At 65.8% G+C, this 21,548-nt stretch carries 23 protein-coding genes and 1 other RNA gene; 6 read left to right on the forward strand and 18 right to left on the reverse strand.

Features of this window, described 5'->3' with window-relative positions; all coding sequences use genetic code 11:
- A partial coding sequence (locus Q8M13_RS19845; RefSeq protein WP_305301960.1) for a response regulator occupies nt 1-351 on the reverse strand: 351 nt, incomplete at its 3' end.
- A 308-nt stretch (nt 352-659) separates the two neighbouring features.
- Between Q8M13_RS19845 and Q8M13_RS19850 the strand changes: the two genes are divergently transcribed.
- From Q8M13_RS19850 to Q8M13_RS19860, 3 genes are all read left to right on the forward strand, one after another.
- On the forward strand, nt 660-1,802 hold the full coding sequence (locus Q8M13_RS19850) for an SDR family oxidoreductase (RefSeq protein ID WP_305301961.1): 1,143 nt from the start codon (nt 660-662) through the stop codon (nt 1,800-1,802).
- Nucleotides 1,803-1,885: 83 nt separating this feature from the next.
- On the forward strand, nt 1,886-3,223 hold the full coding sequence (gene fliI, locus Q8M13_RS19855) for a flagellar protein export ATPase FliI (RefSeq protein WP_305301962.1): 1,338 nt from the start codon (nt 1,886-1,888) through the stop codon (nt 3,221-3,223).
- A complete protein-coding gene (locus tag Q8M13_RS19860) occupies nt 3,220-3,630 on the forward strand; it encodes a flagellar FliJ family protein (RefSeq protein ID WP_305301964.1) in 411 nt (136 codons plus the stop codon). Before fliI ends, Q8M13_RS19860 begins: the two co-directional genes overlap by 4 nt.
- Here the strand turns inward: Q8M13_RS19860 and Q8M13_RS19865 are convergent.
- Complete coding sequence (locus tag Q8M13_RS19865; protein WP_305301966.1) at nt 3,627-4,028, reverse strand: DUF4282 domain-containing protein; 402 nt, start codon at nt 4,026-4,028, stop codon at nt 3,627-3,629. The genes Q8M13_RS19860 and Q8M13_RS19865 overlap by 4 nt on opposite strands.
- Nucleotides 4,029-4,115: 87 nt before the next feature.
- A complete protein-coding gene (locus Q8M13_RS19870) occupies nt 4,116-4,412 on the reverse strand; it encodes a hypothetical protein (protein ID WP_305301968.1) in 297 nt (98 codons plus the stop codon).
- A gap of 187 nt (nt 4,413-4,599) precedes the next feature.
- Between Q8M13_RS19870 and Q8M13_RS19875 the strand changes: the two genes are divergently transcribed.
- On the forward strand, nt 4,600-5,115 hold the full coding sequence (locus Q8M13_RS19875) for a GNAT family N-acetyltransferase (RefSeq protein WP_305301969.1): 516 nt from the start codon (nt 4,600-4,602) through the stop codon (nt 5,113-5,115).
- A gap of 59 nt (nt 5,116-5,174) precedes the next feature.
- On the opposite strand, the gene flhA is transcribed toward Q8M13_RS19875, so the two are convergent.
- From flhA to Q8M13_RS19935, 12 genes are all read right to left on the reverse strand, one after another.
- Entirely contained in the window at nt 5,175-7,268 is a 2,094-nt protein-coding gene (gene flhA, locus Q8M13_RS19880; RefSeq protein ID WP_305301970.1) for a flagellar biosynthesis protein FlhA, read from the reverse strand.
- 161 nt (nt 7,269-7,429) lie between these two features.
- On the reverse strand, nt 7,430-8,797 hold the full coding sequence (locus Q8M13_RS19885; RefSeq protein ID WP_305301971.1) for a sigma-54-dependent Fis family transcriptional regulator: 1,368 nt from the start codon (nt 8,795-8,797) through the stop codon (nt 7,430-7,432).
- Nucleotides 8,798-8,825: 28 nt separating this feature from the next.
- Nucleotides 8,826-9,161, reverse strand: a complete 336-nt coding sequence (gene fliN / locus Q8M13_RS19890; protein ID WP_370870118.1) for a flagellar motor switch protein FliN — start codon at nt 9,159-9,161, stop codon at nt 8,826-8,828.
- Nucleotides 9,161-9,811, reverse strand: a complete 651-nt coding sequence (locus Q8M13_RS19895; protein WP_305301972.1) for a flagellar assembly protein FliH — start codon at nt 9,809-9,811, stop codon at nt 9,161-9,163. The genes fliN and Q8M13_RS19895 overlap by 1 nt, the downstream gene beginning before the upstream one ends.
- Nucleotides 9,811-10,824, reverse strand: a complete 1,014-nt coding sequence (gene fliG, locus Q8M13_RS19900) for a flagellar motor switch protein FliG (protein ID WP_370870119.1) — start codon at nt 10,822-10,824, stop codon at nt 9,811-9,813. Before fliG ends, Q8M13_RS19895 begins: the two co-directional genes overlap by 1 nt.
- Before the next feature lie 8 nt (nt 10,825-10,832).
- Nucleotides 10,833-12,473 carry a flagellar basal-body MS-ring/collar protein FliF gene (gene fliF / locus Q8M13_RS19905; protein ID WP_305301975.1) on the reverse strand — a complete coding sequence of 547 codons (1,641 nt, stop codon included), beginning with the start codon at nt 12,471-12,473 and terminating at the stop codon, nt 10,833-10,835.
- 152 nt (nt 12,474-12,625) lie between these two features.
- Nucleotides 12,626-14,788, reverse strand: a complete 2,163-nt coding sequence (locus tag Q8M13_RS19910; protein WP_305301976.1) for a serine hydrolase — start codon at nt 14,786-14,788, stop codon at nt 12,626-12,628.
- A gap of 98 nt (nt 14,789-14,886) precedes the next feature.
- Nucleotides 14,887-15,675, reverse strand: coding sequence for a C13 family peptidase (locus Q8M13_RS19915; protein ID WP_305301977.1), 789 nt, complete (start codon nt 15,673-15,675; stop codon nt 14,887-14,889).
- A 1-nt stretch (nt 15,676) separates the two neighbouring features.
- Nucleotides 15,677-16,147 (reverse strand): PaaI family thioesterase, encoded by a 471-nt coding sequence (locus Q8M13_RS19920; protein WP_305301978.1) that lies wholly within the window; start codon nt 16,145-16,147, stop codon nt 15,677-15,679.
- 10 nt (nt 16,148-16,157) lie between these two features.
- Nucleotides 16,158-16,643, reverse strand: a complete 486-nt coding sequence (locus Q8M13_RS19925) for an SspB family protein (RefSeq protein WP_305301979.1) — start codon at nt 16,641-16,643, stop codon at nt 16,158-16,160.
- Nucleotides 16,644-16,749: 106 nt separating this feature from the next.
- Nucleotides 16,750-17,113: a transfer-messenger RNA gene (gene ssrA, locus Q8M13_RS19930) on the reverse strand.
- 41 nt (nt 17,114-17,154) lie between these two features.
- Nucleotides 17,155-17,607: a universal stress protein gene (locus Q8M13_RS19935; RefSeq protein WP_305301980.1), complete on the reverse strand. Its 453-nt coding sequence runs from the start codon at nt 17,605-17,607 to the stop codon at nt 17,155-17,157.
- Between the two features lie 218 nt (nt 17,608-17,825).
- Between Q8M13_RS19935 and Q8M13_RS19940 the strand changes: the two genes are divergently transcribed.
- Complete coding sequence (locus tag Q8M13_RS19940) at nt 17,826-18,479, forward strand: aquaporin (protein WP_305301981.1); 654 nt, start codon at nt 17,826-17,828, stop codon at nt 18,477-18,479.
- Here the strand turns inward: Q8M13_RS19940 and Q8M13_RS19945 are convergent.
- A complete protein-coding gene (locus Q8M13_RS19945) occupies nt 18,476-19,357 on the reverse strand; it encodes a hypothetical protein (protein WP_305301982.1) in 882 nt (293 codons plus the stop codon). The genes Q8M13_RS19940 and Q8M13_RS19945 overlap by 4 nt on opposite strands.
- 12 nt (nt 19,358-19,369) lie before the next feature.
- The gene (ilvN, locus tag Q8M13_RS19950) at nt 19,370-19,918 is read right to left on the reverse strand and encodes an acetolactate synthase small subunit (RefSeq protein WP_305301983.1); all 549 of its coding nucleotides are present in this window, start codon (nt 19,916-19,918) and stop codon (nt 19,370-19,372) included.
- A gap of 165 nt (nt 19,919-20,083) precedes the next feature.
- Between ilvN and Q8M13_RS19955 the strand changes: the two genes are divergently transcribed.
- Nucleotides 20,084-20,443: a nuclear transport factor 2 family protein gene (locus Q8M13_RS19955; RefSeq protein WP_305301984.1), complete on the forward strand. Its 360-nt coding sequence runs from the start codon at nt 20,084-20,086 to the stop codon at nt 20,441-20,443.
- Between the two features lie 42 nt (nt 20,444-20,485).
- Here Q8M13_RS19955 and Q8M13_RS19960 read toward each other — a convergent pair.
- The coding region (locus tag Q8M13_RS19960) for a thiamine pyrophosphate-dependent enzyme (protein ID WP_305301985.1) at nt 20,486-21,548 on the reverse strand (1,063 nt) is incomplete at its 5' end.

Below are 21,548 nucleotides of genomic sequence, written 5' to 3' on the forward strand. Positions count from 1 at the left end.
CCGGACCACCGCATGGATGCGGGCGATCAGCTCGTCCTTATGGAAAGGCTTGGTCATGTCGTCGTCGCCGCCGGCCCCGAAGGTCTTAACCTTGGTGTCGATTTCGGCCGAGCCCGACAGGATCATGATTGGCGTATTAATCTTCCCGACCCGCAGGGTGCGCAGAACGTCCATACCGCTCATGTCGGGCAGGTTCAGGTCCAGCAGGATTAGGTCGTAGTCGTAGATCTTGCCCAGATCGACGCCCTCTTCACCGAGGTCCGTCGTGTAGACATTAAACCCCTCGGACTTGAGCATCAGCTCGATGCTCTGCGCCGTAGCGCTATCGTCCTCAATCAATAGTACGCGCATCAGTTCCTCCTCGAACGGTAGCGCTTAAGCCCCCGAATTTCAGGCAAGTCGCCTCGGCACTCGCGGTTAACTTGCCAGCGAGTTAATTTAAGATCGGTTAATGGTGAAGTGCCTCTCAGCGAATCGTTAACTCGGTTCGGGAATCGCCCACAAGCTTCGCTCTGTCTGTGTGAGTCGCTTGGCTGTTGAATCTTTTGTGATTGGACGGGCGGCGCGAACGGCCCTTGCGGCCAAGCTTTGGCCTCATGGGGAACGGTAAGGTAGGCAGGTCGTTTCGACCTGCGAACCTAGAAGCCGTCAGGAAACCCATGGCCGTGAAACTGAAGCCCCTCGCCGAACAGGTCATTGTCATTACCGGGGCCTCGTCGGGCATCGGGCTAGCGACGGCACGCAAGGCCGCCCAGGCGGGCGCGGCCGTGGTGCTTGCCTCACGCAACGAGGAAGTCCTTCGCGCGGTCTGCAAGGAGATTAACGACGCCGGCGGCCGGGCCCATCCGGTGAGCGGCGATGTTGGAAGCCCAGAGGATGTCGAGAAGATCGCTAGGGCGGCGATCGCGCGCTTCGAGCGCTTCGACACCTGGATCAATGACGCCGGCGTCGGGCTCTATGGCGAACTGATGCAGACCCCGACTGCGGACCACGAGCGTCTGTTCCGCACCAATTATTTCGGCGTTGTGAACGGCTCTCTTGAAGCGGTGAAGCACTTCCGCAAGCGCGGGGGGCCGGGCGCGATCATTAACCTGGGCTCGGTGCTTTCGGACGTCGCCACGCCGATGATGGGCGCCTATTCGGCGTCCAAGCATGCGGTGAAGGGATTTACCGACGCGCTGAGGATCGAGTTGGCGCGCGAGAAGGCGGCGATTTCGGTCACCCTCATCAAGCCCTCCAGCATCTCAACCCCGTTCGCTGATCACGCCCGCAACCTGATGGACAAGGCCGCCACCGTGCCGCCGCCACACTACGCGCCTGAAGTCGTGGCCGACGCGATCCTGTACGCCGCGCAACATCCGACGCGAGATTTCGAGGTCGGAGCGGGAGGACGGCCGTTCGCCATCGCCTCGGCCGCGGCGCCGGGCCTTTCCGACAGGTTGTTAGGGGCGGTGATACCTCCACTTAGCCGCCGGCGTGGAGCCAAGCCGCTCAGCGACAACCTCTATGAGGCCGGCGTCGATGGACAGACGGAGGGCGCGCATCTGCGCGGTCGCCGGTTCAGCCTCTATACCGAGGCGCAAAAGCACCCCGGCTTGACCTTCAGCCTGGGCGCCTTGGCTGTCACGGCCCTGGCCGCCTTCCTGGCGCGGGACATCATTGGGCGAAACGCGCGGCCGATGATCGTACGCGCTGTCAGGCCGATGTTGGTCAGGGGCGCGACGCGCCATCCGCTCGCGACCGCCACGCTGGCGGCTAAGCACCCGCGCGAGGCCGCGCGTCTGGCCTCGGCGCTTCGCTGAAAGTGTTAAGAATCTTCACTGTGGGTTAACGGCGTCGGGAGGATTCTCGTCAGGGTCGAATCTGACCCTGAGGGCCCCACCCGTTGCGTAGCCTTGTCGCCGCTGTCGAGCGGATCGATCCCTTGATCGTTTCCGGCCGTGTCGCGGCCGTAAACGGCCTGCTGATCGAGGCCCGTGGCGGCCTCACGCGGCTGGCCGTGGGCGCTCGCGCGGAGATCGAGCGCCGCGCCGACAAGCCGCTGGCCGCCGAGGTCGTCGGCTTCCGTGAAACCCGCGCCCTGCTGATGCCTTTCGGCCCGGTCGAGGGTGTGGCGCCGGGCGCCGAGATCCGTATCGAACCACAGGGCTCAGCCGTCCGCCCGACCGCGGCCTGGCTCGGCCGTATCATCGACGCCTTCGGCGAGCCGATCGACGGCAAGGGGCCGCTGCCCCAGGGACTGGTTCCTTATCCACTGCGCGCCGCGCCCCCTGCCGCCCACGCGCGCGGCCGGGTCGGAGAGCGCCTGGATGTCGGCGTGCGCTCGATGAATGTCTTCACCACCTGCTGTCGCGGCCAGCGCCTCGGCGTCTTCGCCGGCTCGGGCGTCGGCAAGTCGGTGCTGCTGTCGATGCTGGCCAAGGAAGCCGACTGCGACGCCGTGGTCGTCGGCCTGATCGGCGAGCGGGGCCGTGAGGTTCGCGAGTTCATCGAGGAGACCCTGGGCGAGGAGGGGCTGAAGCGCGCCGTGGTGGTGGTCGCCACCTCCGACGAGCCGGCCTTGAAGCGTCGCCAAGCCGCCTACATGACCCTGGCCATCGCCGAGTTCCTGCGCGACCAGGACATGGAAGTGCTGTGCATGATGGACAGCGTCACGCGCTTCGCCATGGCTCAGCGCGAGATCGGCCTAGCCGCAGGCGAGCCGCCGACCACCAAGGGCTATACGCCCACCGTTTTCACCGAACTGCCGAAGCTTTTGGAACGTGCAGGGCCAGGACCGATCCGCCCGGACGGTACGACGGCCGGACCCATCACCGGCATCTTTACCGTGCTGGTGGACGGCGACGACCACAATGAACCGATCGCCGACGCCGTGCGCGGGATCCTGGACGGCCACATCGTCATGGAGCGAGCCATCGCCGAGCGCGGCCGCTTCCCGGCGATCAACGTCCTGAAGTCGATCAGCCGCACCATGCCAGGCTGCCACCTGCCGCACGAACGGCAGATCGTCAAAATGGCCCGTCAGTCCCTGTCGGCCTACGCGAACATGGAAGAACTGATCCGCATCGGCGCGTATCGCGCCGGGGCTGATCCGATTGTCGACCGCGCCATCGAACTCAATCCTGCGCTCGAGGCCTTCCTCGCCCAGGACAAGGACGAGGCGACAAGCCTGGAGGCGAGCTTCGACAGTCTCGCGCAAATTCTTATGGGTGACGCCGCATGAGCTGGGCTCAGTCCCTGATCAAACTCTCGACCTATGAGGTCGAGGTCCTGCAGAAGCGCCTGGGCGAGATCGCCGACCGGCGCATGCAGGCGGAGATGAAGTTGGTGATGCTGGAGGCCGAGGCGCAGGCCGAGTCCGACCGCGCGCGGCACGACGCCGAGCATGGCTGGTATCAGCTTGGCTTCCGGGAAGGGCTGCGAACCCGCCGGACGATGATCCAGGCAGACATCGCCAACATCCAAGCCGAAGAGGCCGGCGCGCGCGACGCCCTGGCGCTCGCCTTCGAAGAGCAGAAGAAATACGAGCAGGTCGCCGAGGGCATCCGTTTGGCGCGCGCCAAGCAAACCGCTCGACAAGAGACCGCAGCTTTGGACGAACTTGGCCTGCGAAAGGCCGCGCGCGGCTAGTTCAGCGGCGCGCCGCTGGGGGCCGAGGTGCGCGATGCAGGCGGCGGGGCCTGGTCGGCGTCGGCGGCTTGACGCAGGGCGTGCAGGTCGTCGCTCAGTCGGAACAGCGCCACATAGAGCTCGCAGAACGAGCGCCACAGAAGCACCAGGCCAGCCACGACGAGCAGGCCGGCCACCAGCACCGGAATCGCCAGGATCACGCCGATCCAGCTCTCCTCGCGCAGGGCCACGCCGACCGCGGCGCCCACGGTGCCGAACGCGATCAACGCGATGACGCCCAGGCCGGCCCAATAGATCAGATGGATGACCTGGTTGGTCATCAGCCGCTCGAAGGTCAGCAGATCCCAGAAGATCGAGCCCCCCGGGCCGCGCCGGGTCTTAGAAGCAGGTGGCCGCATTCGAAATCCAACGCCTAGCGGCCAACAGTGACCGCGCCAGGCTCAAACCGCTATCAGCCGACACGCCAGGCTGCAACGTCCCTGACGCTACGGCCTGGCGCCGAGCTTGCCGATGGCCCCGCCGACAAGGCCCGCGACGGCTGAACCTATCGTCCCGAAAACCAGGATGCCGGGCGGCACATCTCGCAGCAGGACCGAGACCCCAATTCCCAACAGGGCGCAGGTTCCGCCGACAATCAGGCCGCCGATCAGGCTGCTTTTCCAGCCCCCGATCGCGGCCTTGGCATAGAGCCATCCGGCCGCCAGAGAGATCAGCAAGCCGCCCACCGCGAAAACAATGTTCTTGATGAAAGGCACGTAATGGCCGGCGACCACCATGGCCAAATTGGGCGACCAATCCGAATCCCACGGCGCCTCGGATGGCTCTGGTGTTCACGGCTTCTTCCCCGTGTCTTCGCCCGGCCAAGACTGCCAGGTTCGTGAGCTTGCGCTCAGTTCCACGGCGCCAGCAATCGATTGATCTAGCTGAAGCGCCTGACATTTCCCGCAAAATGCGTGTTAGCCTCTTCACATGGGAGATGACACGACGACGCTGGACATCGCCGACTGGAGATTGGAGCCGATTTCCGGCGCCGATCGCGACGTGGTGGAGGTCATCCGCCTGCCGCCCGAACAGGAGGAATTCGCAGGCAGCCTGGACGAGGTCTTCGGGCGGCTGAACGAGAGCGACGCGGTCGGACTGGAGCAGGGCTTTGCGGTGGTGGAGCCGTCCGGCGAGATCGTAGGCTTCTTCGTCTTGCGCGAAGGCTTGCGTCGCCCCCCCTGGGCGCCGCCCGGCACCGTCAGCCTGCATAGTTTCCGCGTCCGTCCGGGCCTTCAAGGCAAGGGCGTCGGCCGACGGTGCATTGCGCTGTTGGAAGAATGGTTTTCCCGCGAGCGGCCGGTGCAACCCCAGTTGATGCTGGCCGTGAACGCTCGCAACGCCCCGGCCATCGCCGCCTATCAAAAGATCGGTTTCATCGACACCGGCGACCGGTACGAAGAAGGCCACGGGCCGCAGTTAATCTTCGTCAAGCCGATGGGCTAGGGGCTCCACATTGCCCCTTGGCTCGCGCCTCGCGAGCCCAGAGGATGACGATCTAGTTGCTAAATCGAACCCACAGTCTTCAGCCGCGCCTTCGGGTGGATTTCGTTTTGGCTCAGGACAGGGGTCTGGCCGCGGAAGCGTTCAATGATCGAGCGCACATAGGGGCGGATCTGCGGGCTGGTCAGCAGCACCGCGCTTTCGCCGGCCAGGGCGGCGCGCTCGAAACTGTCGCGCACCAAGCGGATGAAGTCCTGCAGGCGCGAGGGAGCCAGGGCCAATTGCTTCTCATCGCCCGAACCGATCAGGGCGTCGGCGAAGGCGTTCTCCCATTCGGCCGACATCGTGATGATCGGCAGCGATCCGTCGTCCCCGCGATAGGCGAACGAGAGCTGGCGGGCCAGACGGCCGCGAACCTGTTCGACCAGCAGGGTGATCGATTGGGTGTGCGGAGCCGCCTCACCGATGCCCTCGAGGATCGCCGGCAGGTCGCGGATCGAGACCCGCTCGCGCAACAACGCCTGCAGCACGCGTTGGACGGTGGTGGCCGAGACCACGCTGGGGATCAGGTCCTCGACGAGCTTCTTCTGCTCGGTCGGCAGTTCCTTCAGCAGCTTCTGCACCTCGGCGTAGGAGAGCAGGTCTGGCATGTTTTCCTTCAGGATCTCGGTCAGGTGCGTGGTCAGCACCGTGGCCGGATCGACGTTGGTGTAGCCGCGGAACGTGGCCTCTTCCCTCAGGGATTCGTCGATCCACGTGGCCGGCAGGCCGAATGCCGGCTCACGCATATGCTCGCCGGGAATGTCCACCTGGCCGCCCGAGGGGTCCATGGCCATCAGCGCTCCGAGCCGAACCTCGCCGCCGCCGCCTTCCATTTCCTTGATGCGGATCATGTAGCCCTGCGAAGGCAGGCGCATGTTGTCGAGGATGCGCACCGCCGGCATGACGAAGCCGAAGTCGGCGGCCAGCGTCCGGCGCAGCGCCTTGATCTGGTCGGTCAGGCGACGGCCTTCCAGGTCGTTGATCAGCGGCAGCAGGCCGTAGCCAAGTTCGATCTTGATCTCGTCGATGGCCAGCGACTGGCTGATCGGCTCTTCCTGATCCTGCACGGGCGTATTGGCTGGAACGATGTCGATGGGCGGCGGCTTGGCCGCATCCTGGGCGCGTTTCCAGGCCAGGAAACCGGCGCCGGCCGCCAAGGCCGCGAACGGAATGATCGGCATGCCGGGGATCAGCGCCAGCATGCCGGCTGAGGCCGAGACCATGCCGAGCGCGATCGGGTTCATGGCGAGCTGGGCGACCAGGGCCTTGTCGGCCGATCCGTCGACGCCCGCCTTCGACACCAGGAAGCCGGCGGCGATGGAGATGATCAGGGCGGGAATCTGGCTGACCAAGCCGTCGCCGATGGTCATCAGGGTGTAGGTGGCCGCGGCTTGGCCGAGTGGGACCTTATGCTGCACCACCCCGATCAGGATGCCGCCGATGATGTTGATGGCGACGATGATCAGGCCGGCGACGGCGTCGCCGCGTACGAATTTGGAGGCGCCGTCCATGGCCCCGAAGAAGGTGCTTTCCTGCTCAAGTTCCTTGCGGCGGCGCTTGGCTTCTTCTTCCTCGATCAGGCCGGCCGACAGGTCGGCGTCGATGGCCATTTGCTTGCCGGGCATCGAGTCCAGCGTGAAGCGGGCGGCGACTTCGGCGATCCGGCCCGAACCCTTGGTGATGACGACGAAGTTCACGATCACCAGGATGGCGAACACGATTACCCCGATGACGAAGTTGCCCCCCATCATCAGGTTGCCGAAGCCCTCGATGATCTTGCCGGCGCCGTGCGCGCCTTCGTGGCCGTGACCGAGGATCAGCCGGGTCGAGGCGATATTCAGCCCCAGCCGGAACAGGGTGGTGACCAGCAGGACGGTCGGGAACGCCGTGAACTCCAGCGGCCGACGGATCAGCAGCGAGGTCATCAGGATCAGGACTGACGACGTGATCGAGATCGACAGCAGCAGATCCAGCATGAAGGGCGGGATCGGCAGGATGAGCAGCAGGACGACGCCGATGACGCCCATCGCCAGCGCCACCTCGCCCTTCATCAACCACCCGAGCATCTCGCGGGGGCTGGGGCGGTCCGATGATGAGAGTGTCGAGTCCGACATCTTCGGTCTCCGCCTCTACCCCTTCAGGGGGAGAGGTTGGGGTGAGGGGCGCTCGCGTTCGGCGAGCACGGCGCGAACCGCCGCTTCATGATCGTTTTGGATGAGTCGAGCAGCGTCGTCGCCCCCCTCAACCGATCTCTCCCCAGGGGAGAGCAGCTCGTCTAGGCCGCGCTGGCCCCCATCTGCGGGGCGGGCACCGAAACGCCGGCCTCGTTGTATTCCTTCAGCTTGTTGCGGAGCGTCCGGATCGAGATGCCCAGGATGTTGGCGGCGTGGGTTCGGTTGCCCAGGCAGTGGGACAAGGTGTCGAGGATCAGCTGCTGCTCCATGTCTGCCACGGTCTGGCCGACAAAGGCCCGGGTGACCGCCTCGGCGGCGCCGGCCGCGGTCTGGGCGGTGCGCACGGCAGGGTCAGGGGCGGCGAGGGGCTGGCCGTCCGGTAGGCGGATGGCGCTCTCCTCGATCTCCGGACCGATCGCCAGCAGCACAGCGCGGTGCATGGCGTTCTCAAGTTCGCGGACGTTGCCCGGCCAGCGGTGGGCGGCCAGGCGGCGCTTGGCCTCGGCCGAGAGCGGGCGTTCCAGCGTGCCGTTGGCCTTGGCGTATTTGCGGACGAAATGCTCGGCCAGGGCCACGACGTCGCCCGGCCGTTCGCGCAGCGGCGGCAGGCGCAGGTTAACGACGTTGAGGCGGTAGAGCAGGTCCTCGCGGAACGTCCCGTCCTTCACAGCCTGGGCCAGGTCGCGGTTGGACGTCGCCAGAATGCGGATGTCGACCTTCACGGGCTTGGAGCCGCCGACCCGGTCAATCTCCCGCTCCTGGATGGCGCGCAGCAGCTTGGCCTGCAGGCGCGCGTCCATATCCGAGATTTCGTCGAGCAGCAGGGTGCCGCCGTTGGCTTCTTCGAACTTGCCGATCCGCCGGGCGACGGCGCCGGTGAAGGCGCCCTTCTCATGGCCGAACAGTTCGCTTTCCAGCAGGTTCTCGGGGATCGCCGCGCAGTTGACCGAGATGAAGACCTGCTTGGCGCGGCGCGACTTCTGGTGGACGTAGCGGGCGATGACTTCCTTGCCCGAGCCGCTTTCGCCGGTGATCAGGATGGAGGCCTCGGAGGGCGCGACCTGGTCGGCCAGGGCGATCACCGCCTGCATGCCGGTGTCACGCACCACCATCGGCTTGTTGTCGTCGGAGACGGCGGCCAGAACGGCGGCGATCATCTCGGCGTCCGGCGGCAGCGGGATGAATTCCTTGGCCCCCGCGCGAATGGCGTCGCCCGCCTTCTGGGCGTCGGGATCGACGCCGCAGGCGACGACCGGCACCCGAATGCGTTCGTTCTCGTTCGCCGCGATCAAGGCGGCGATGTCGAGATCGTAATCGACCAGCAGCAGGTCGGCGCCTTGCCCCGCCCGCAGGGCGTGAGTCGCCGCCTCGATGGTCTCGACGTGGCTCACCTTGGCGCCCGCCGTCATCGCCATTTTCACGGCGTTGGACAGCTGTCCGTTCAGTTTTCCGACGACCAAAAGCCGCATTACACTATCTCCTCAGACGCCTAGGGCCTTAGCCCTGGGAGTCGCCGTCCTTGATGATTTCCGTCATGGTCACGCCCAGGCGCTCGTCAACGATGACGACCTCGCCCCGGGCGACCAGGCGGTTGTTGACGTAGATGTCGATGGCCTCGCCCACCTTGCGGTCCAGATCCAGGACGCTCCCGGACTGAAGCTGAAGCAGCTGGGCCACCGACATGGTGGCGCGTCCGAGCACAGCGGAGATCGAGACCGGCACATCGAAGACGGGCGCCAGATCGGTGGCGGTCTTGTCTTCCATCTCCAGGCCCAGATCCATCATCGGGGAGTCGGAGGGGGCGAACTCATCGAGTCGAAGGTCGTTGGACATCAGCTGTCGCTTCCGGGGATGAGGGGTTCAGCGTGCAGGCCTTCGGCGGCCAGGGCTGCGTGGAGGGCGGCGGTGACGCGGGCGGCGGAGGCGGCCGGGTCGAAGGTCGCCGCACCATCGCCGAAGTCGAGGGTGAAGGCGCCAGGCCCCATGACCGGCGAGGGACGAACCTGAATGGCGCCGGCGAAGCCGATGGCTTGGGCCGTATGTTCCAGCGCGGCTTGAATACCTTCGGCGAGTTCCGGCGGGGCGTTCACCACCAGCCGTGGAGAGGCCTCGATTTCGCGGGCCAAATTCTCCAGCGCGGCCAGGATCGGCGCCTGGGGAAACTGGGCCAGGGCCGCGTCGGCGATGGCGCGTGCGCAGGCCAATGCCAGTTCGGCCGACCCGACCCGATGCTCGTGGGCGACGCCCGCCAGCTTGGGCATGGCGGCTCCGGCGGCTGCGGCGATCTGGGACAGGGCCTGGGCCTGAAGCGCGCTCATCGAGGCCAGGGCCTGTTGCTCACCCCGGGCGAAGGCTTCGGAGCGCAGGACCTCGACCTCGTCGATCGTATAGACGCGCTTGGGGCGGCTGGCCGCGTAGGCGATGTCGCCGGCGTTGTCGAACACCGTGTCGAAGCCAAACTTGGGGTGAGGCGTGCTGGTCATCAGTAGATCAGCTCATCGTCGCCGCCGGCCCCGGCCAGCATGATCTCGCCCTTGGCCGCGAGATCCTTGGCGACCTGGACCATGGTCATCTGGGCCTGATCGACATCGCGTAGGCGGACGGGGCCCATGCCCTCCATATCTTCGCGCATGATCTTGGCGGCCCGCTCGGACATGTTGGAGAAGAACATTTCGCGCAGGCTGTCGGAGGCGCCCTTGAGGGCCAGGGCCAACTGGTCCTTCTCGACGCCGCGCAGCAGAGTCTGGACCCCGCCGGGGTCGAGCTTGGAGAGGTCTTCGAAGACGAACATCAGGGCGCGGATGCGCTCGGCGCTCTCGCGGCTGCGCTCTTCCAGGGCGGCGATGAAGCGCGCCTCGGTCTGGCGGTCGAAGGCGTTGAAGATGTCGGCCATCATCTCGTGGCTGTCGCGCTTGGAGGTGCGGGCCAGGTTCGACATAAACTCGGTGCGCAGGGTCTGCTCGATCTTGTCGAGGATCTCGCGCTGGACCGGCTCCATGCGCAACATCCGGGTAACGCATTCCAGCGCGAAGTCCTCGGGCAGCGCGGCCAGGACCCGGGCGGCGTGCTCGGACTTCACCTTGGACAGCACCACGGCGACGGTCTGCGGGTATTCATTCTTCAGGTAGTTGGCGAGAACCGCCTCGTTCACGTTGCCGAGCTTGTCCCACATGGTTCGACCCGCTGGACCGCGGATCTCCTCCATCAGGGTGTCGACCTTGTCGGGCGGCAGGAAGGCCTGGAGCAGACGCTGGGTCTGCTCGAACGAGCCCATGATGGCGCCGGCGCCGGACATGCCGGTGATGAAATCGACCAGCAGTTGCTCGACGACCGCCGAGGATACGGTGCCGAGCCCGGCCATGGCCTGGGAGATCTCCTTGATCTCCTCTTCGTCGAGCTGTTCCCAAATGGTGCCGTGCTCTTCGCCAAGCGCCAGGAGCACAACCGCGGCCCTTTCGGGGCCGGTCAGGCTAGAGGGATCGGTAATGGCCTTCATACGCGGGCTCATGTGGTCTCATGCAACCAGGTGCGCAGGAGGGAGACCGACTCCTCCGGATGGTTCTCGACGAATTCGGCGACGCGCTTCACCGACGAGGCCTTCACCTGGCCTTCGATGCGGGCGATGTCGATCCGCTGCTCCAGTTCGTTGGACGGGCCGGGCAGGGCCAGAGGCTGACCTGTGGCCGGATCGAGGGTGACCTGCAGCGGCTGGCCGTCGGCGGAGACCATACGGGCGCCGCCAGCGCCGGAGGCGAGCGCCGGCAGGTTGCGATTGGGCGGCGGCTTGAGCAGGGGGCGGACGATGAACAGGATCATCAGGATCGCGACGATGGCGATGATGCCCAACTCGACCGCACGCATGATATCGTTCTTGTCGAAGCCCATCAGCGGGTTGGTGGTTTCGACGCCGCCGGCCGCCTCGGTGGCGGGGAAGCGGACATTGACCACAGTCACCTGGTCGCCTCGGTCGGCGTTGTAGCCGACGGCGGTGCGGACCAGTTGCTCGATACGCTGCATCTCCTGGGCCGAGCGCGGGGTGTAGGCGCCCGGCTTGCCGTCGGCGCCCGGGGCGGTGATCCCGTCGATGGCGACAGCGACGGACAGTCGCTTCATGTCGCCCGGCTCCTGGATCTCGGTGCGGGTGGTCTTTGAAATTTCGTAGTTCGTAGTCGACTCGGTCCGGCCGCTGGCCGACTGGTTCAGCGTCTCGCCATTGGCGCCGACGCCGCCTGGGATGTTGGCGCTCGCGGTGACAGCGCCGTTGGCGTCGGGCTGGTTTTCGCGGCTGTTCTCTTCGTTGACCGATTCCGAGCGAACGACCTGGCCGTCAGGATCAAAGGTCTCTTGTTGGACGGTGATGCGGGCAAGGTTCAGGTCGGCGGTGACGTTGACGCGCGCCTTGCCGGGGCCGACAACGCCCTCGACCAGGTTCTTCACGGTCTTGGCGATGCGTTGCTCGACTTCGCTGCGCCGGCCGTCGGCCGCTTGGCCGCCGAAGCCGTCCTCGCCGGTCGAAAGGGTCTTGGCGTGTTGGTCCACGACGGTGACGCGGCCGGGCTTCAGGTTGGGCACGGCGCTGGAGACCAGGTTCTGGATCGCTTGGACCTGGTCGGGCGAGGGGGCGCGGCCGCCAACCCCGATGGTCACGGAGGCGGAGGGCTGCTCGGCCTGCTCCTCGAAGAGTTGGCGCTTGGGCAGCACCAGATGCACGCGGGCCGAGGTCAGGCCGTCGAGGCCGCGAATGGTGCGCGATAGTTCGCCTTCCAGAGCGCGCTGGCGGTTCAGTTGCTGGACGAAGTCCGTCTGGCCAAGGGCGTTGGCCTCGTCGAAGATTTCATAGCCGACCGAACCCGAGGTCGGCAGGCCCTTGCTCGATAGCAGTAGGCGGGTCGAGGCGACCTTGTCTCGGCCGACCATGATGGTCGATCCGTCGCCCTTGACCTCGTACTTCACCCCGGCCTGGTCGAGGGCGGCGGTGATCGAGCCGGCTTCCTTCATGTCCAGGTTCGAATAGAGGAGCGCCTTCGGCTCTCCCAGATTCATGGTCAGGGCGAACAACGCCGCGGCTACGCCGGCCCCAATCCCGAGAAAAGCCGCCAGCCGTCCGATACCGAACTTCTGCAGGGCGGCGACGAAGCTATTCAACGCGGACGTCCTTCCCGGGGATACGCGGAAGAGACGCCTACTCGCCCGCCGCTAGGCAGGATTTACCCAGTGCTTGGTAAACGACGCGTTTAAGTTTTGCCGCCTTAACGCCTCAATTCGCGAATGAATTTCCGGTCCATTTCGCGTGAAGCTTAACCATTCCAGGGGGTTAGCGCGCCCCAGAGCCCCAGAAGCACCGAAAAGGCCGTATAGACCAAAACCGTAAAAGTAAACGAGGCCTTCCGCAGGGCGCTCCACGAATCAACCCGGCGCCCCCCGCGCCAGATCGCCGGCAGCATGATCAGGCTGAGCAGGGCGAGGACGGCGGCGACCAGAACGCAGGCGGAGGCGATGATCAGGGCGGCGCTCGGCCAGCCGTACATCACGTTCGCCACGTCGCTCGTACCGGCGGCCCATAGTCCGAACAGCGTGAGCGCGGCGAGCCAGAGCACGGCCTGGCTGGTCTGGATCAGACTGGCTTGTCGCTGGACCGAGGTCTCGCGGAACTCGCGCCGATTGCGCAGGAACAGGCCGGCGATGGTGGTGATTGCGGCTGCTCCGCTGAGCAGGGCCAGCAGCGCCAGGGTCGTCGGGCGCTTCCAGAAGCCGGACCGCTCGAAGGACTGCTCGCCAAGCGGCGTCTGGAACGCGTAGGCGCGACCGTTCGCCATCGAGAAGGCGAGCTGATCGGCGCCGGTTGTGGAGATGAAGCGGCCTTCGGATAGCTCGCCTTGGGGCACGAAGGTGCGAACCTTGCCACCCGAAGCGACGGCCAGGCGACCCTCCGGCGTGACCTTCACTTCGACGCCGCCGATCAGTAGGCCGACCATGCCCTCGAGCCCGCGATAAGCTCGGCGGTTGCCGACATAGTAGCCGGCGAAGTCGCTGGCTCGGTCACGCAACGCCGGCGATCCTGCGCGCGGGAAGGGCTGCGGGGGGACGTAGAATTGCTGAACCACCCGGGCCGCGAAATCGCGGGCCAGATCTCCGCCGGTTTCGGTGTTGGTGCTGATGAAGACACCAAGATTGAGGTCCGGCGCCACCACCATGTTCGACAGGAACGAGAGCGTACCTCCGGCGTGGCCGAAACCCTTGTGATCGCCTGGGAGGTTGTACTCGATGAAGCCGTGCCGCCAGCCGTTGATCCCGGCGGGAGTCTTACGGATCGGGGTGTTGAACGCCTGGGCCGTGCGCGGGCCGTAGACGACCGCGCCATCTAGGGTTCCCGCGTTCAGCAGCAATTGCATGTAGCGCGCCATGTCGGCGGCGGTGGACGAAGCCGAGCCGGCCGGCGCAACCTGGCTGATGAACTCGAAGGGGCGCTCGGCGAAGCCGGTCGGCGTCCAGCGGTAACCCGCCGAGATATTGTCGGCCAGCCGCTGGGGGATTGGCGCGGGCAAGCCCGCCTTCACCGGATGGGGTTCGCGGAAGCTGGTGTTGTTCATGCCGATGGGCAGGAAGATGCTTTCCTCGATCAGGCGCTCGAAGGGCTTGCCCGACACGTAGGACACGGCCTGGCCGGCCAAGGCCGCGCCGTAGTTGGAATAGGCCGACGCCTCGCCCGGCGCCCGGACCCGGCGCGGTCGTTCCTGGCGGAGATATTCGGCCATGGGCCGCACGCGGTCGAAGTTCTTCTCGAACAGGTGCCCGAGGGCCCGATCTTCGAAACCGGGGGAGTGGTCCATCAGATTGATGACCCGCACCGGCGTGCGGAAGCCCTGGTCGCGAACCTGGATGCGCTCGGGCAGATAGAGGTTGATCGGCGCGTCCTGGCGGATACGGCCGGCCTCGATTTCCTTCATCAGCGCGATCCAGGTGAAGGTCTTGGAGATCGAGCCGATGCGGAACAGGGTCTTGTCGGGATCGACCTTGCGCGCCGGTGAGAGATCGGCGAATCCGTAGCCCTTCTTCAGCACGACCTGGCCGTTCTGAACGACCGAGACGGTGACGCCGGCGATGTGTTCGCGGGCCATCGCCTCACGCACGACGCCGTCCACGAAGGCTTCGAGTTCGGCAGGGGGCAGAGCCTCGCCCACCGCCAGCCGCGCGCCGCTCGGCGTGGCTGGCAGGGCCGGGACGGGGGACGACAGGGTCTTGGCCGGCGTGGCGTCGGCTCCGGGCGCAGCGCTGGCGGCGGCCTTGGGCCGGGGCGCGGCTGGGCGCTGGAGGCTGGTGTAGGGAACAGGCCCGTTCGGGTTGGGGCTCGCCGCGGGCGTGGATGGCGTCGGGGACGGCTGCGCGCTCTCCTGAGCCACGCTCGATGTAGCCGAGACAGCCAGGATCGCGGCGAAGACAGCCTTGAAGATCAAATGCATGGACGATTACCCGCTGGCCCCATTGTCCAGTGAGTCTTGTTGTAGGGCGCCTCGCGCGCACCACGCTAGAGCGCTTGATGCGGGGCGAGCGTCGCAGTTCAATCGCGCCTCGGCGGTCCCGTGGCGAAGGCGTAGAACGGCAGCACGGGGCGCAGTTCTCCGCCGATCCAGATCTGGGGTTCGGAAGGCGGCTTCATGCCCTCGGCGACCTCCCGATGGGCGACGCAGGTCTTCACGGCCGAGGCGAGGGTGATGAAGTTATGCGTCGCCTTGCTCGACTTCAGGACGCAGTCGTCGAAGAACGGATAGATGTTGTCCTCTCCGCAGCCGAAGGAGGTGCGGTCGCGGCGCGCGGCGGTCAGGATCATGCGGTTCTTGCTGGCCAGTGGCGGTACGAACACCCCTGAGAAGCAGGCCGACATGATCACCACGGTCGGACGCGCGCCGCAGGTGGCGTCCAGGATCCGGTTCAGCAGCACGGGCGTGAGGATCTTGTCGTCGACCACCACGCCGTCGGGCGCCCCGTGCGAGGTGAAATAGACGAGGCAACCGGCCTTGGCCTTGCCGGAGAGGTCGTTGAGAGTTTCGTAAATGGCGCGGGGATCGGCCTTCAGCGGCTGATCCTTGTACCGGTCGGGCCGCACCGAGAACTGCCGCATATTGGCGGGCGAGAAGCCGATCCGCTGAAGCTCCTTGGAGACATCGCGGCGGGCGTTGTCGAAGACTTCGGTCGGGCCGCCGCGACTTCCGTGGAAGTCGCCGGCGATGACGACGGCGGCCCAATCGCCAAATGGCTGGTTTTCAGCCGGTGGGGCGGCGAACGCCAAACCGGCCCAGCCTAGGGCTAGGGCGAAGAGTGCGCTGGCGAGGCCGGCGCGCGTTCCCATTCTAGCTTTTGTAACGCTGGAAGGGGGTTGGCACCGCGGTTCCGGTGGCCTTGGCCAGCAGCCGCCCGTCGGCGTCGTAGAGCTCGCCCTCTGTGAAGGCGATGGTGCGGCCCCACTTGGCGACGCGGCCTATACCCTTGAGCTTTCCCGGCGCGCCGGGGCGGAAGAAGGTGGTCTTCATCTCGGCCGTCGGCGCGACGTGGGTCATGCCCGAGGCGACCATGCAAGCCACCGACATCGCTTCATCCAGCATGGCGCAGAGATAGCCGCCCTGGATTTGCTTCATCGGATTGAGCAAAAGCTCAGCCTTGGCGTCGAACTCGACCTCGACAGACTTTTCGGCCTGGCTGACCGCGACGATGCGGAAGCCCAGCGTCTGGGAGCCAGTGGGCTGGTTCTTGGAGCGCTGGAAGCGGGCGAGGATCGCCTCGTCCGTGAGGGCTTCTGGTTCCGGAGCAGCGACGTCGGTCATTCGGGCGCGCTCACTTCTTCCGGAACGTGTCGAGCGACACGACGTTCGGGGCGTCCGGATCGGTCTCGGTCGGCGGCTCGGTGGGCTCATCCTGGGCGACGGGCAGGGTTGTCGTGTTGGAAGCCGCAGACTCGAACTGCAGCAGGAACTGGACGCTTGGGTCGTAGAACCGGGTCACCGCGGCGTAGGGCACCGATAGACGCTTGGGCTGGCCGCCGAACTTCAGGGTGATCGAGAAGAAGGTCTCGCCCGGCGCCAGGTCCCAGTACTGGTGCTGCAGGACGATGGTCATTTCGTCTGGGTACTTGCCCAGCAGATCGTTCGGCCCCGACACGCCCGGAGCCTCGGTCTTGAAGGTGATGTAGAAGTGGTGCGCGCCGGGCAGGCCTTCCGGCGCAGCGGCGCGCTTCAGCGCGGCCTTCACCACGCCGCGCAGAGCCTCTTGGGCCATGGCTTCGTAGTGCATCTGGTCTTGGGCCGGCGGGTCCTGGGCCATCGAAACTCCGAGGGGAACAACTTTGGCCGGAGGGTAGCGTTTCGGCGTCCGGGCGCAAGGCGGCTCGCGCGCCAGAAGAGGCTCAATTGACGAGAATTGTAAGGAAAGTGGAGGGGTTCTGTTGCAAGGCCCCCTCCGAGCCCCGCCTAACGCTGCTAAGACGCTAGGAGTTTATGTCGAAATCTGTCGGGTCGCTTACGCGGCCAAACGGACTTCTTCAGCGAAGTTATCGTTCGCATTTAGTTTCAAGCCCGAAACGGTGGGCCAAGCCGAGAGAAAGCAACCCCTTTAGACGTCTGTCGATGCTGATCGGCCCCATGCTTACCGGCGATAACGACCGGGGAAGATTGGTGGAGCCGCCGGGAATCGCACCCGGGTCCAGTCCGCTTATTACGTGCGCGTTTATCCCTATAGTCGGGCCGAAACCCGACATGACTAGTATAGGGACGGGGCGATCGTTTTTGAAGGGCTTCTGGAAATTGACCGCCGATCGCCCCGCCGCGAGCTCCGGCTAGCGCACCACCAGTACGGGCAGGGGGCTGCGGGTCACAACTTCCGAGGTCTGGCTGCCGAGCAGCAGGCGGCCAAGTCCGCGTCGGCCGTGCGACGCCATGACGATGAGATCGCAGCCTTGCGCCTTGGCGGTCTCCAGGATCGCCTCGGCCGGTTGCGCATTGCGGACGTGGATGGTTTCGACGGCGACGCCGTGTTGCTCGGCGGCTTGTTTGGCCCCGGCGAAGACGCGGTTCGCGAACTCGTCCTGCACCTTGTCGTAATCCGCCATCTCGATGGGAACCCAGCCCGCGCCGACGCCCGCGCCCGCGCTTGCATACACCGGGAAGGATTCTGTGACGGTGATGATCGAGACCTTGGCGCCGATCTCCTTCGCCAGGGAGAGCCCATGGTCCAGGCCCTTCTGGGCGACTTCGGAACCGTCGGTCGAGATGAGGATGTGCTTATACATTTTGTCTCCCTAGGTGCGCATATGCATCGCGCTGATAACCAAAAAGGACGTCACGTATTCATGCGGAACGATGCGCCAATTCAAACCGCACGGGCCAAGCCGCTTCAGTGGTGAGGCGCCTGGCTTCCTCAGCTTAGCAGTCGATCTGCCGTCTACGCGAGCGCGCTATCTCATATCTCAACCATGAGTTAGCCTCGAATCAGATTGGAGGGTCTGTCATGCAGAAGTTTGTCGCTGAGTTTATCGGTACGCTTACGCTCGTCCTCTTCGGTTGCGGCGCCGCCGTATTGGGTGGGGACAATGTCGGTCAGCTAGGCATCGCCCTAGCTTTCGGCTTCGCCATCGTCGCCATGGCCTACGGGATCGGCTCGATCTCCGGCTGCCACGTGAACCCCGCGGTCAGCCTCGGGGCGTTCATCGCCGGGCGCATGAGCGCGCGTGAAATGCTCGTCTATTGGGTCGCGCAATTCCTAGGCGCTTTGGTCGGGGCAGGCATCCTTGCGGCCATCGCCGGCATGGCGGGCGGCCTGGGCCAGAATGGCTGGGGGCCGGGTTATAACGGCGAATTCTCGATGCAGGCCGCGCTGATCTTTGAGGTGGTCATGACGGCGATCTTCGTAATCGTGATCCTGGGTTCAACCTCGGCGGAGGCTCAGGCTGGCTTTGCGGGCTTGGCCATCGGCATCACGCTCGCGGTCATCCATATCGTCGGGATCCAAGTCACCGGCGTGTCCGTGAACCCCGCGCGTAGCTTCGGACCGGCGGTGCTGGTCGGCGGCCAGGCGCTTTCGCAGCTCTGGCTGTTCTTCGTCGCTCCGGCTATCGGCGCGGTGATCGCCGGCGCCATCTATCGCTTCCGCGTCCTGCGCTAGGGCGCAGGGGCGGCGTCTTCCTGGGCCGCCGACGGCTGAAACGTCGGCGGCTGTGGGCGCGAGTGGGGGGCGGGCTTCAGTTGTCCGCCCTCAGCCGTCAGTTGGCGGTAGGCGGCCCGCGCGCTCTCAAAGCTGGCGCCGGTCGGATAGATGACGTCGAAGCGGGGCTCATGGCCCAGCGCCGCGCCCAGCGCGGCTTCCAACACATCGGCCGCCTGGCCGACCTCGGCGCTGTCGCAGGCGCGCCGGACCGAACGGGATTTGCCTGGAACCACCAGGGTCAGGTCGTAGGACGTGCCATCAATGCAGAGCGCGTCGGCGGCGTCCGAACCTTCGGCGACCCTGACCTCGCGCGGAGCGTCCCATAGCGGATCCTCACGCAGAGCCAGGAACTTGGCGGCCGAGCCGGCAGGCAGTTCAGCGTCGAACCCGACCCGCCGGGCGATGCCAGGTTCGCAGCAGCCGAGACCGGCCCGGGCCTGGACAAAGGTCTTGCCGTCGCGGCGGACGATCACCCGTATCAGGCTCTGGCGCGCCGAGGTGGAGGGGCGGACCGCCACCTCAAGGATCATTTCTCCATTGCGCAGAATCTGGTTCTGCAGCGGAGGCAACGCCCACAGGCGGTAGAGCAGCGGATCGTAGCCGTTGTCGATGGCGATGGCGGGTTCGCTACGCCCCAGTCGTCGCCCCGCCAGGGGATCGGCGGCTTCCGGCGCCACGGGCCACTTGTCGTCCCACCAACTCTTGGGGTCCGGCAGAGGCCATGGCCAAGCATCCTCTGCGGTGGCCGATGGCGCGGGGGCGGGTGATGAAGTTTGAGCCAGGGCCGGAGCCGCGAGGCTGAGCAGACACAAGATGGTCGCAGGCAAGCGGACCAATCTCGATCCTCCCTACATGGCGTCGACGCCCCTGGTGATGGAAAGCACGCCCGTACGTGAGAGTTCCACCAGGCCGAGCGGGCGCATCAGGTCGACGAACTTGTCGATCTTGGTCGAGGCGCCGGTCATTTCGAAGACGAAGCTCTCGATGGTGGTGTCGACCACCTTGGCGCGGAAGATGTCGGCGATGCGCAGGGCTTCGACGCGGTCGGCTCCGGTTCCCTTGACCTTCACCAGCGCCAGTTCGCGCTCCAGGCCATTGGGGTCGCGGGTGATGTCCTGCACGTGGCGGGTGGCGACCATCTTCTCGAGCTGGGCTTCGATCTGCTCCAGAACGTGCGGCGCGCCGCGGGTGACGATGGTCACGCGGCTGGTGTGGGCCCGCCGATCAGTCTCGGCGACGGTCAGGCTCTCGATGTTGTAGCCGCGCGCGGCGAACAGCCCGACCAGCCGGTGCAGCACGCCCGGTTCGTTGTCGACCAGGATCGCGAAGGTGGCGAGATTCTCGACCTCTTCGGTGTGGCTGAGGTCATAGACGGAGGCGGGCTGGGCGTCGGACATGCGGGCTCTCTAAACGTCGGTCGCCGAGGACGTCTCACATGCGCGCGCGGCGGGCAAGCCGCGACTGGCCGTGTGAGGATCCGCAGGCTTGCGCGGAACGTTGTTTGGTGACCGAAATCGGCGGGCCGGGTCGCTCGGTCCGGTCGCAATCCGGAGCTGACAGTGATGAGCACGCAAGACATCGCCAACGACCTCGTCGCCCTCTGCAAGGCGGGCAAGTTCGGCGAGGTAGGTGAAAAATACTGGGCCGACGATGTGCTGAGCGTCGAGGCGATGCCCGGAGACATGGCGCAGATACGCGGCAAGGAAGCTGCCCGCGGCAAAGGCGAGTGGTGGGCTGACGCCCACGAAATCCACTCCTCGGAGGTAGAAGGCCCCTATGTGAACGGCGACCAGTTCGTGGTGCGCTTCAAGATGGACCTGACCCAGACGGCGAGCGGCGAACGGATCAAGATGGACGAGGTCGAGCTCTACACCGTCAAGAACGGCAAGATCGCCGAAGAGCGGTTCTTCTACGGCGAATAGGGTGTGGTCATTGGCCGGCGCGGGTAGCGCCGGCCAATCGGATCAGACCAGCCGCTTGCCGGCCTCATCGATGATCGAACCCAGGTCGCGGGTTTCCTCGGCCATGATCATCTCATTGTGGGCCTTGCCGGAGGGGATCATCGGGAAGCAGTTCTCTTCCTTGGTGACCCGGCAATCGAACAGCACAGGTTTGCGCACGTCGATCATCTCGCGGATCTTGTCGTCCAATTCGTCCGGGGTTTCGGCGCGCAGGCCGACCCCGCCGAAGGCCTCGGCCATCTTCACGAAGTCCGGCAGGCTGGACGAGTAGGAATGGCTGTAGCGCTCGCCGTGCAGCAGTTGCTGCCATTGGCGGACCATGCCCATCCACTCGTTGTTCAGGATGAAGATCTTGATCGGCAGATCGTACTGAATGGCCGTCGACATCTCCTGCATCGTCATCTGCACCGAGGCGTCGCCGGCGATGTCGATGACCAGGGCGTCGGGGTGGGCCATCTGCACGCCGACCGCGGCCGGCAGGCCGTAGCCCATGGTGCCCAGACCGCCGGACGTCATCCAATGGTTGGGCTGCTCGAAGTGATAGTACTGGGCCGCCCACATCTGGTGCTGGCCGACCTCGGTGGTGATGAAGGTCTCGCGGTGCTTGGTCAGCTCGTACAGTCGCTCGATGGCGTGCTGCGGCTTGATCAGCTTGGTGTCGGGCCGATAGCGGAAGGACTGGCGCGCGCGCCAGGCTTCGATCTGCCGCCACCAGTCGTCCATGGCCGCCTTGTCGGTGGCCAGGTTGCGCTGCTTCCAGACCGCGATCATGTCTTCCAGTACGCTGCCGGCGTCGCCGACGATGCCGATGTCGGCACGGACGTTCTTGCTGATCGACGAGGCGTCGATGTCGATGTGGATCTTCTTCGAACCCGGCGCGAAGGCGTCGAGGCGGCCGGTCACCCGGTCGTCGAACCGCGCCCCGACCGCGATCATCACGTCGCAATCGTGCATGGCGTTATTGGCTTCGAAGCTGCCGTGCATGCCCAGCATGCCCAGCCTCGCCGGATTGGAGGCGGGGAAGGCGCCCAGGCCCATCAGGGTCGAGGTGACCGGCGCGCCGGTC

It is taken from the genome of Phenylobacterium sp. (assembly GCF_030681155.1).
Lineage (GTDB): Bacteria > Pseudomonadota > Alphaproteobacteria > Caulobacterales > Caulobacteraceae > Phenylobacterium.

Excerpts from the sequence above, each read along its gene's own strand:
- Q8M13_RS19850 (WP_305301961.1), top strand. The coding sequence starts at position 660 with ATGGCCGTGAAACTGAAGCCCCTCGCCGAACAGGTCATTGTCATTACC.
- Q8M13_RS19860 (WP_305301964.1), top strand. The coding sequence starts at position 3,220 with ATGAGCTGGGCTCAGTCCCTGATCAAACTCTCGACCTATGAGGTCGAG.
- Q8M13_RS19865 (WP_305301966.1), bottom strand. The coding sequence starts at position 4,028 with ATGCGGCCACCTGCTTCTAAGACCCGGCGCGGCCCGGGGGGCTCGATC.
- Q8M13_RS19875 (WP_305301969.1), top strand. The coding sequence starts at position 4,600 with ATGGGAGATGACACGACGACGCTGGACATCGCCGACTGGAGATTGGAG.
- flhA (WP_305301970.1), bottom strand. The coding sequence starts at position 7,268 with ATGTCGGACTCGACACTCTCATCATCGGACCGCCCCAGCCCCCGCGAG.
- Q8M13_RS19885 (WP_305301971.1), bottom strand. The coding sequence starts at position 8,797 with ATGCGGCTTTTGGTCGTCGGAAAACTGAACGGACAGCTGTCCAACGCC.
- fliN (WP_370870118.1), bottom strand. The coding sequence starts at position 9,161 with ATGTCCAACGACCTTCGACTCGATGAGTTCGCCCCCTCCGACTCCCCG.
- Q8M13_RS19895 (WP_305301972.1), bottom strand. The coding sequence starts at position 9,811 with ATGACCAGCACGCCTCACCCCAAGTTTGGCTTCGACACGGTGTTCGAC.
- fliG (WP_370870119.1), bottom strand. The coding sequence starts at position 10,824 with ATGAAGGCCATTACCGATCCCTCTAGCCTGACCGGCCCCGAAAGGGCC.
- Q8M13_RS19910 (WP_305301976.1), bottom strand. The coding sequence starts at position 14,788 with ATGCATTTGATCTTCAAGGCTGTCTTCGCCGCGATCCTGGCTGTCTCG.
- Q8M13_RS19915 (WP_305301977.1), bottom strand. The coding sequence starts at position 15,675 with ATGGGAACGCGCGCCGGCCTCGCCAGCGCACTCTTCGCCCTAGCCCTA.
- Q8M13_RS19920 (WP_305301978.1), bottom strand. The coding sequence starts at position 16,147 with ATGACCGACGTCGCTGCTCCGGAACCAGAAGCCCTCACGGACGAGGCG.
- Q8M13_RS19925 (WP_305301979.1), bottom strand. The coding sequence starts at position 16,643 with ATGGCCCAGGACCCGCCGGCCCAAGACCAGATGCACTACGAAGCCATG.
- Q8M13_RS19935 (WP_305301980.1), bottom strand. The coding sequence starts at position 17,607 with ATGTATAAGCACATCCTCATCTCGACCGACGGTTCCGAAGTCGCCCAG.
- Q8M13_RS19940 (WP_305301981.1), top strand. The coding sequence starts at position 17,826 with ATGCAGAAGTTTGTCGCTGAGTTTATCGGTACGCTTACGCTCGTCCTC.
- ilvN (WP_305301983.1), bottom strand. The coding sequence starts at position 19,918 with ATGTCCGACGCCCAGCCCGCCTCCGTCTATGACCTCAGCCACACCGAA.
- Q8M13_RS19955 (WP_305301984.1), top strand. The coding sequence starts at position 20,084 with ATGAGCACGCAAGACATCGCCAACGACCTCGTCGCCCTCTGCAAGGCG.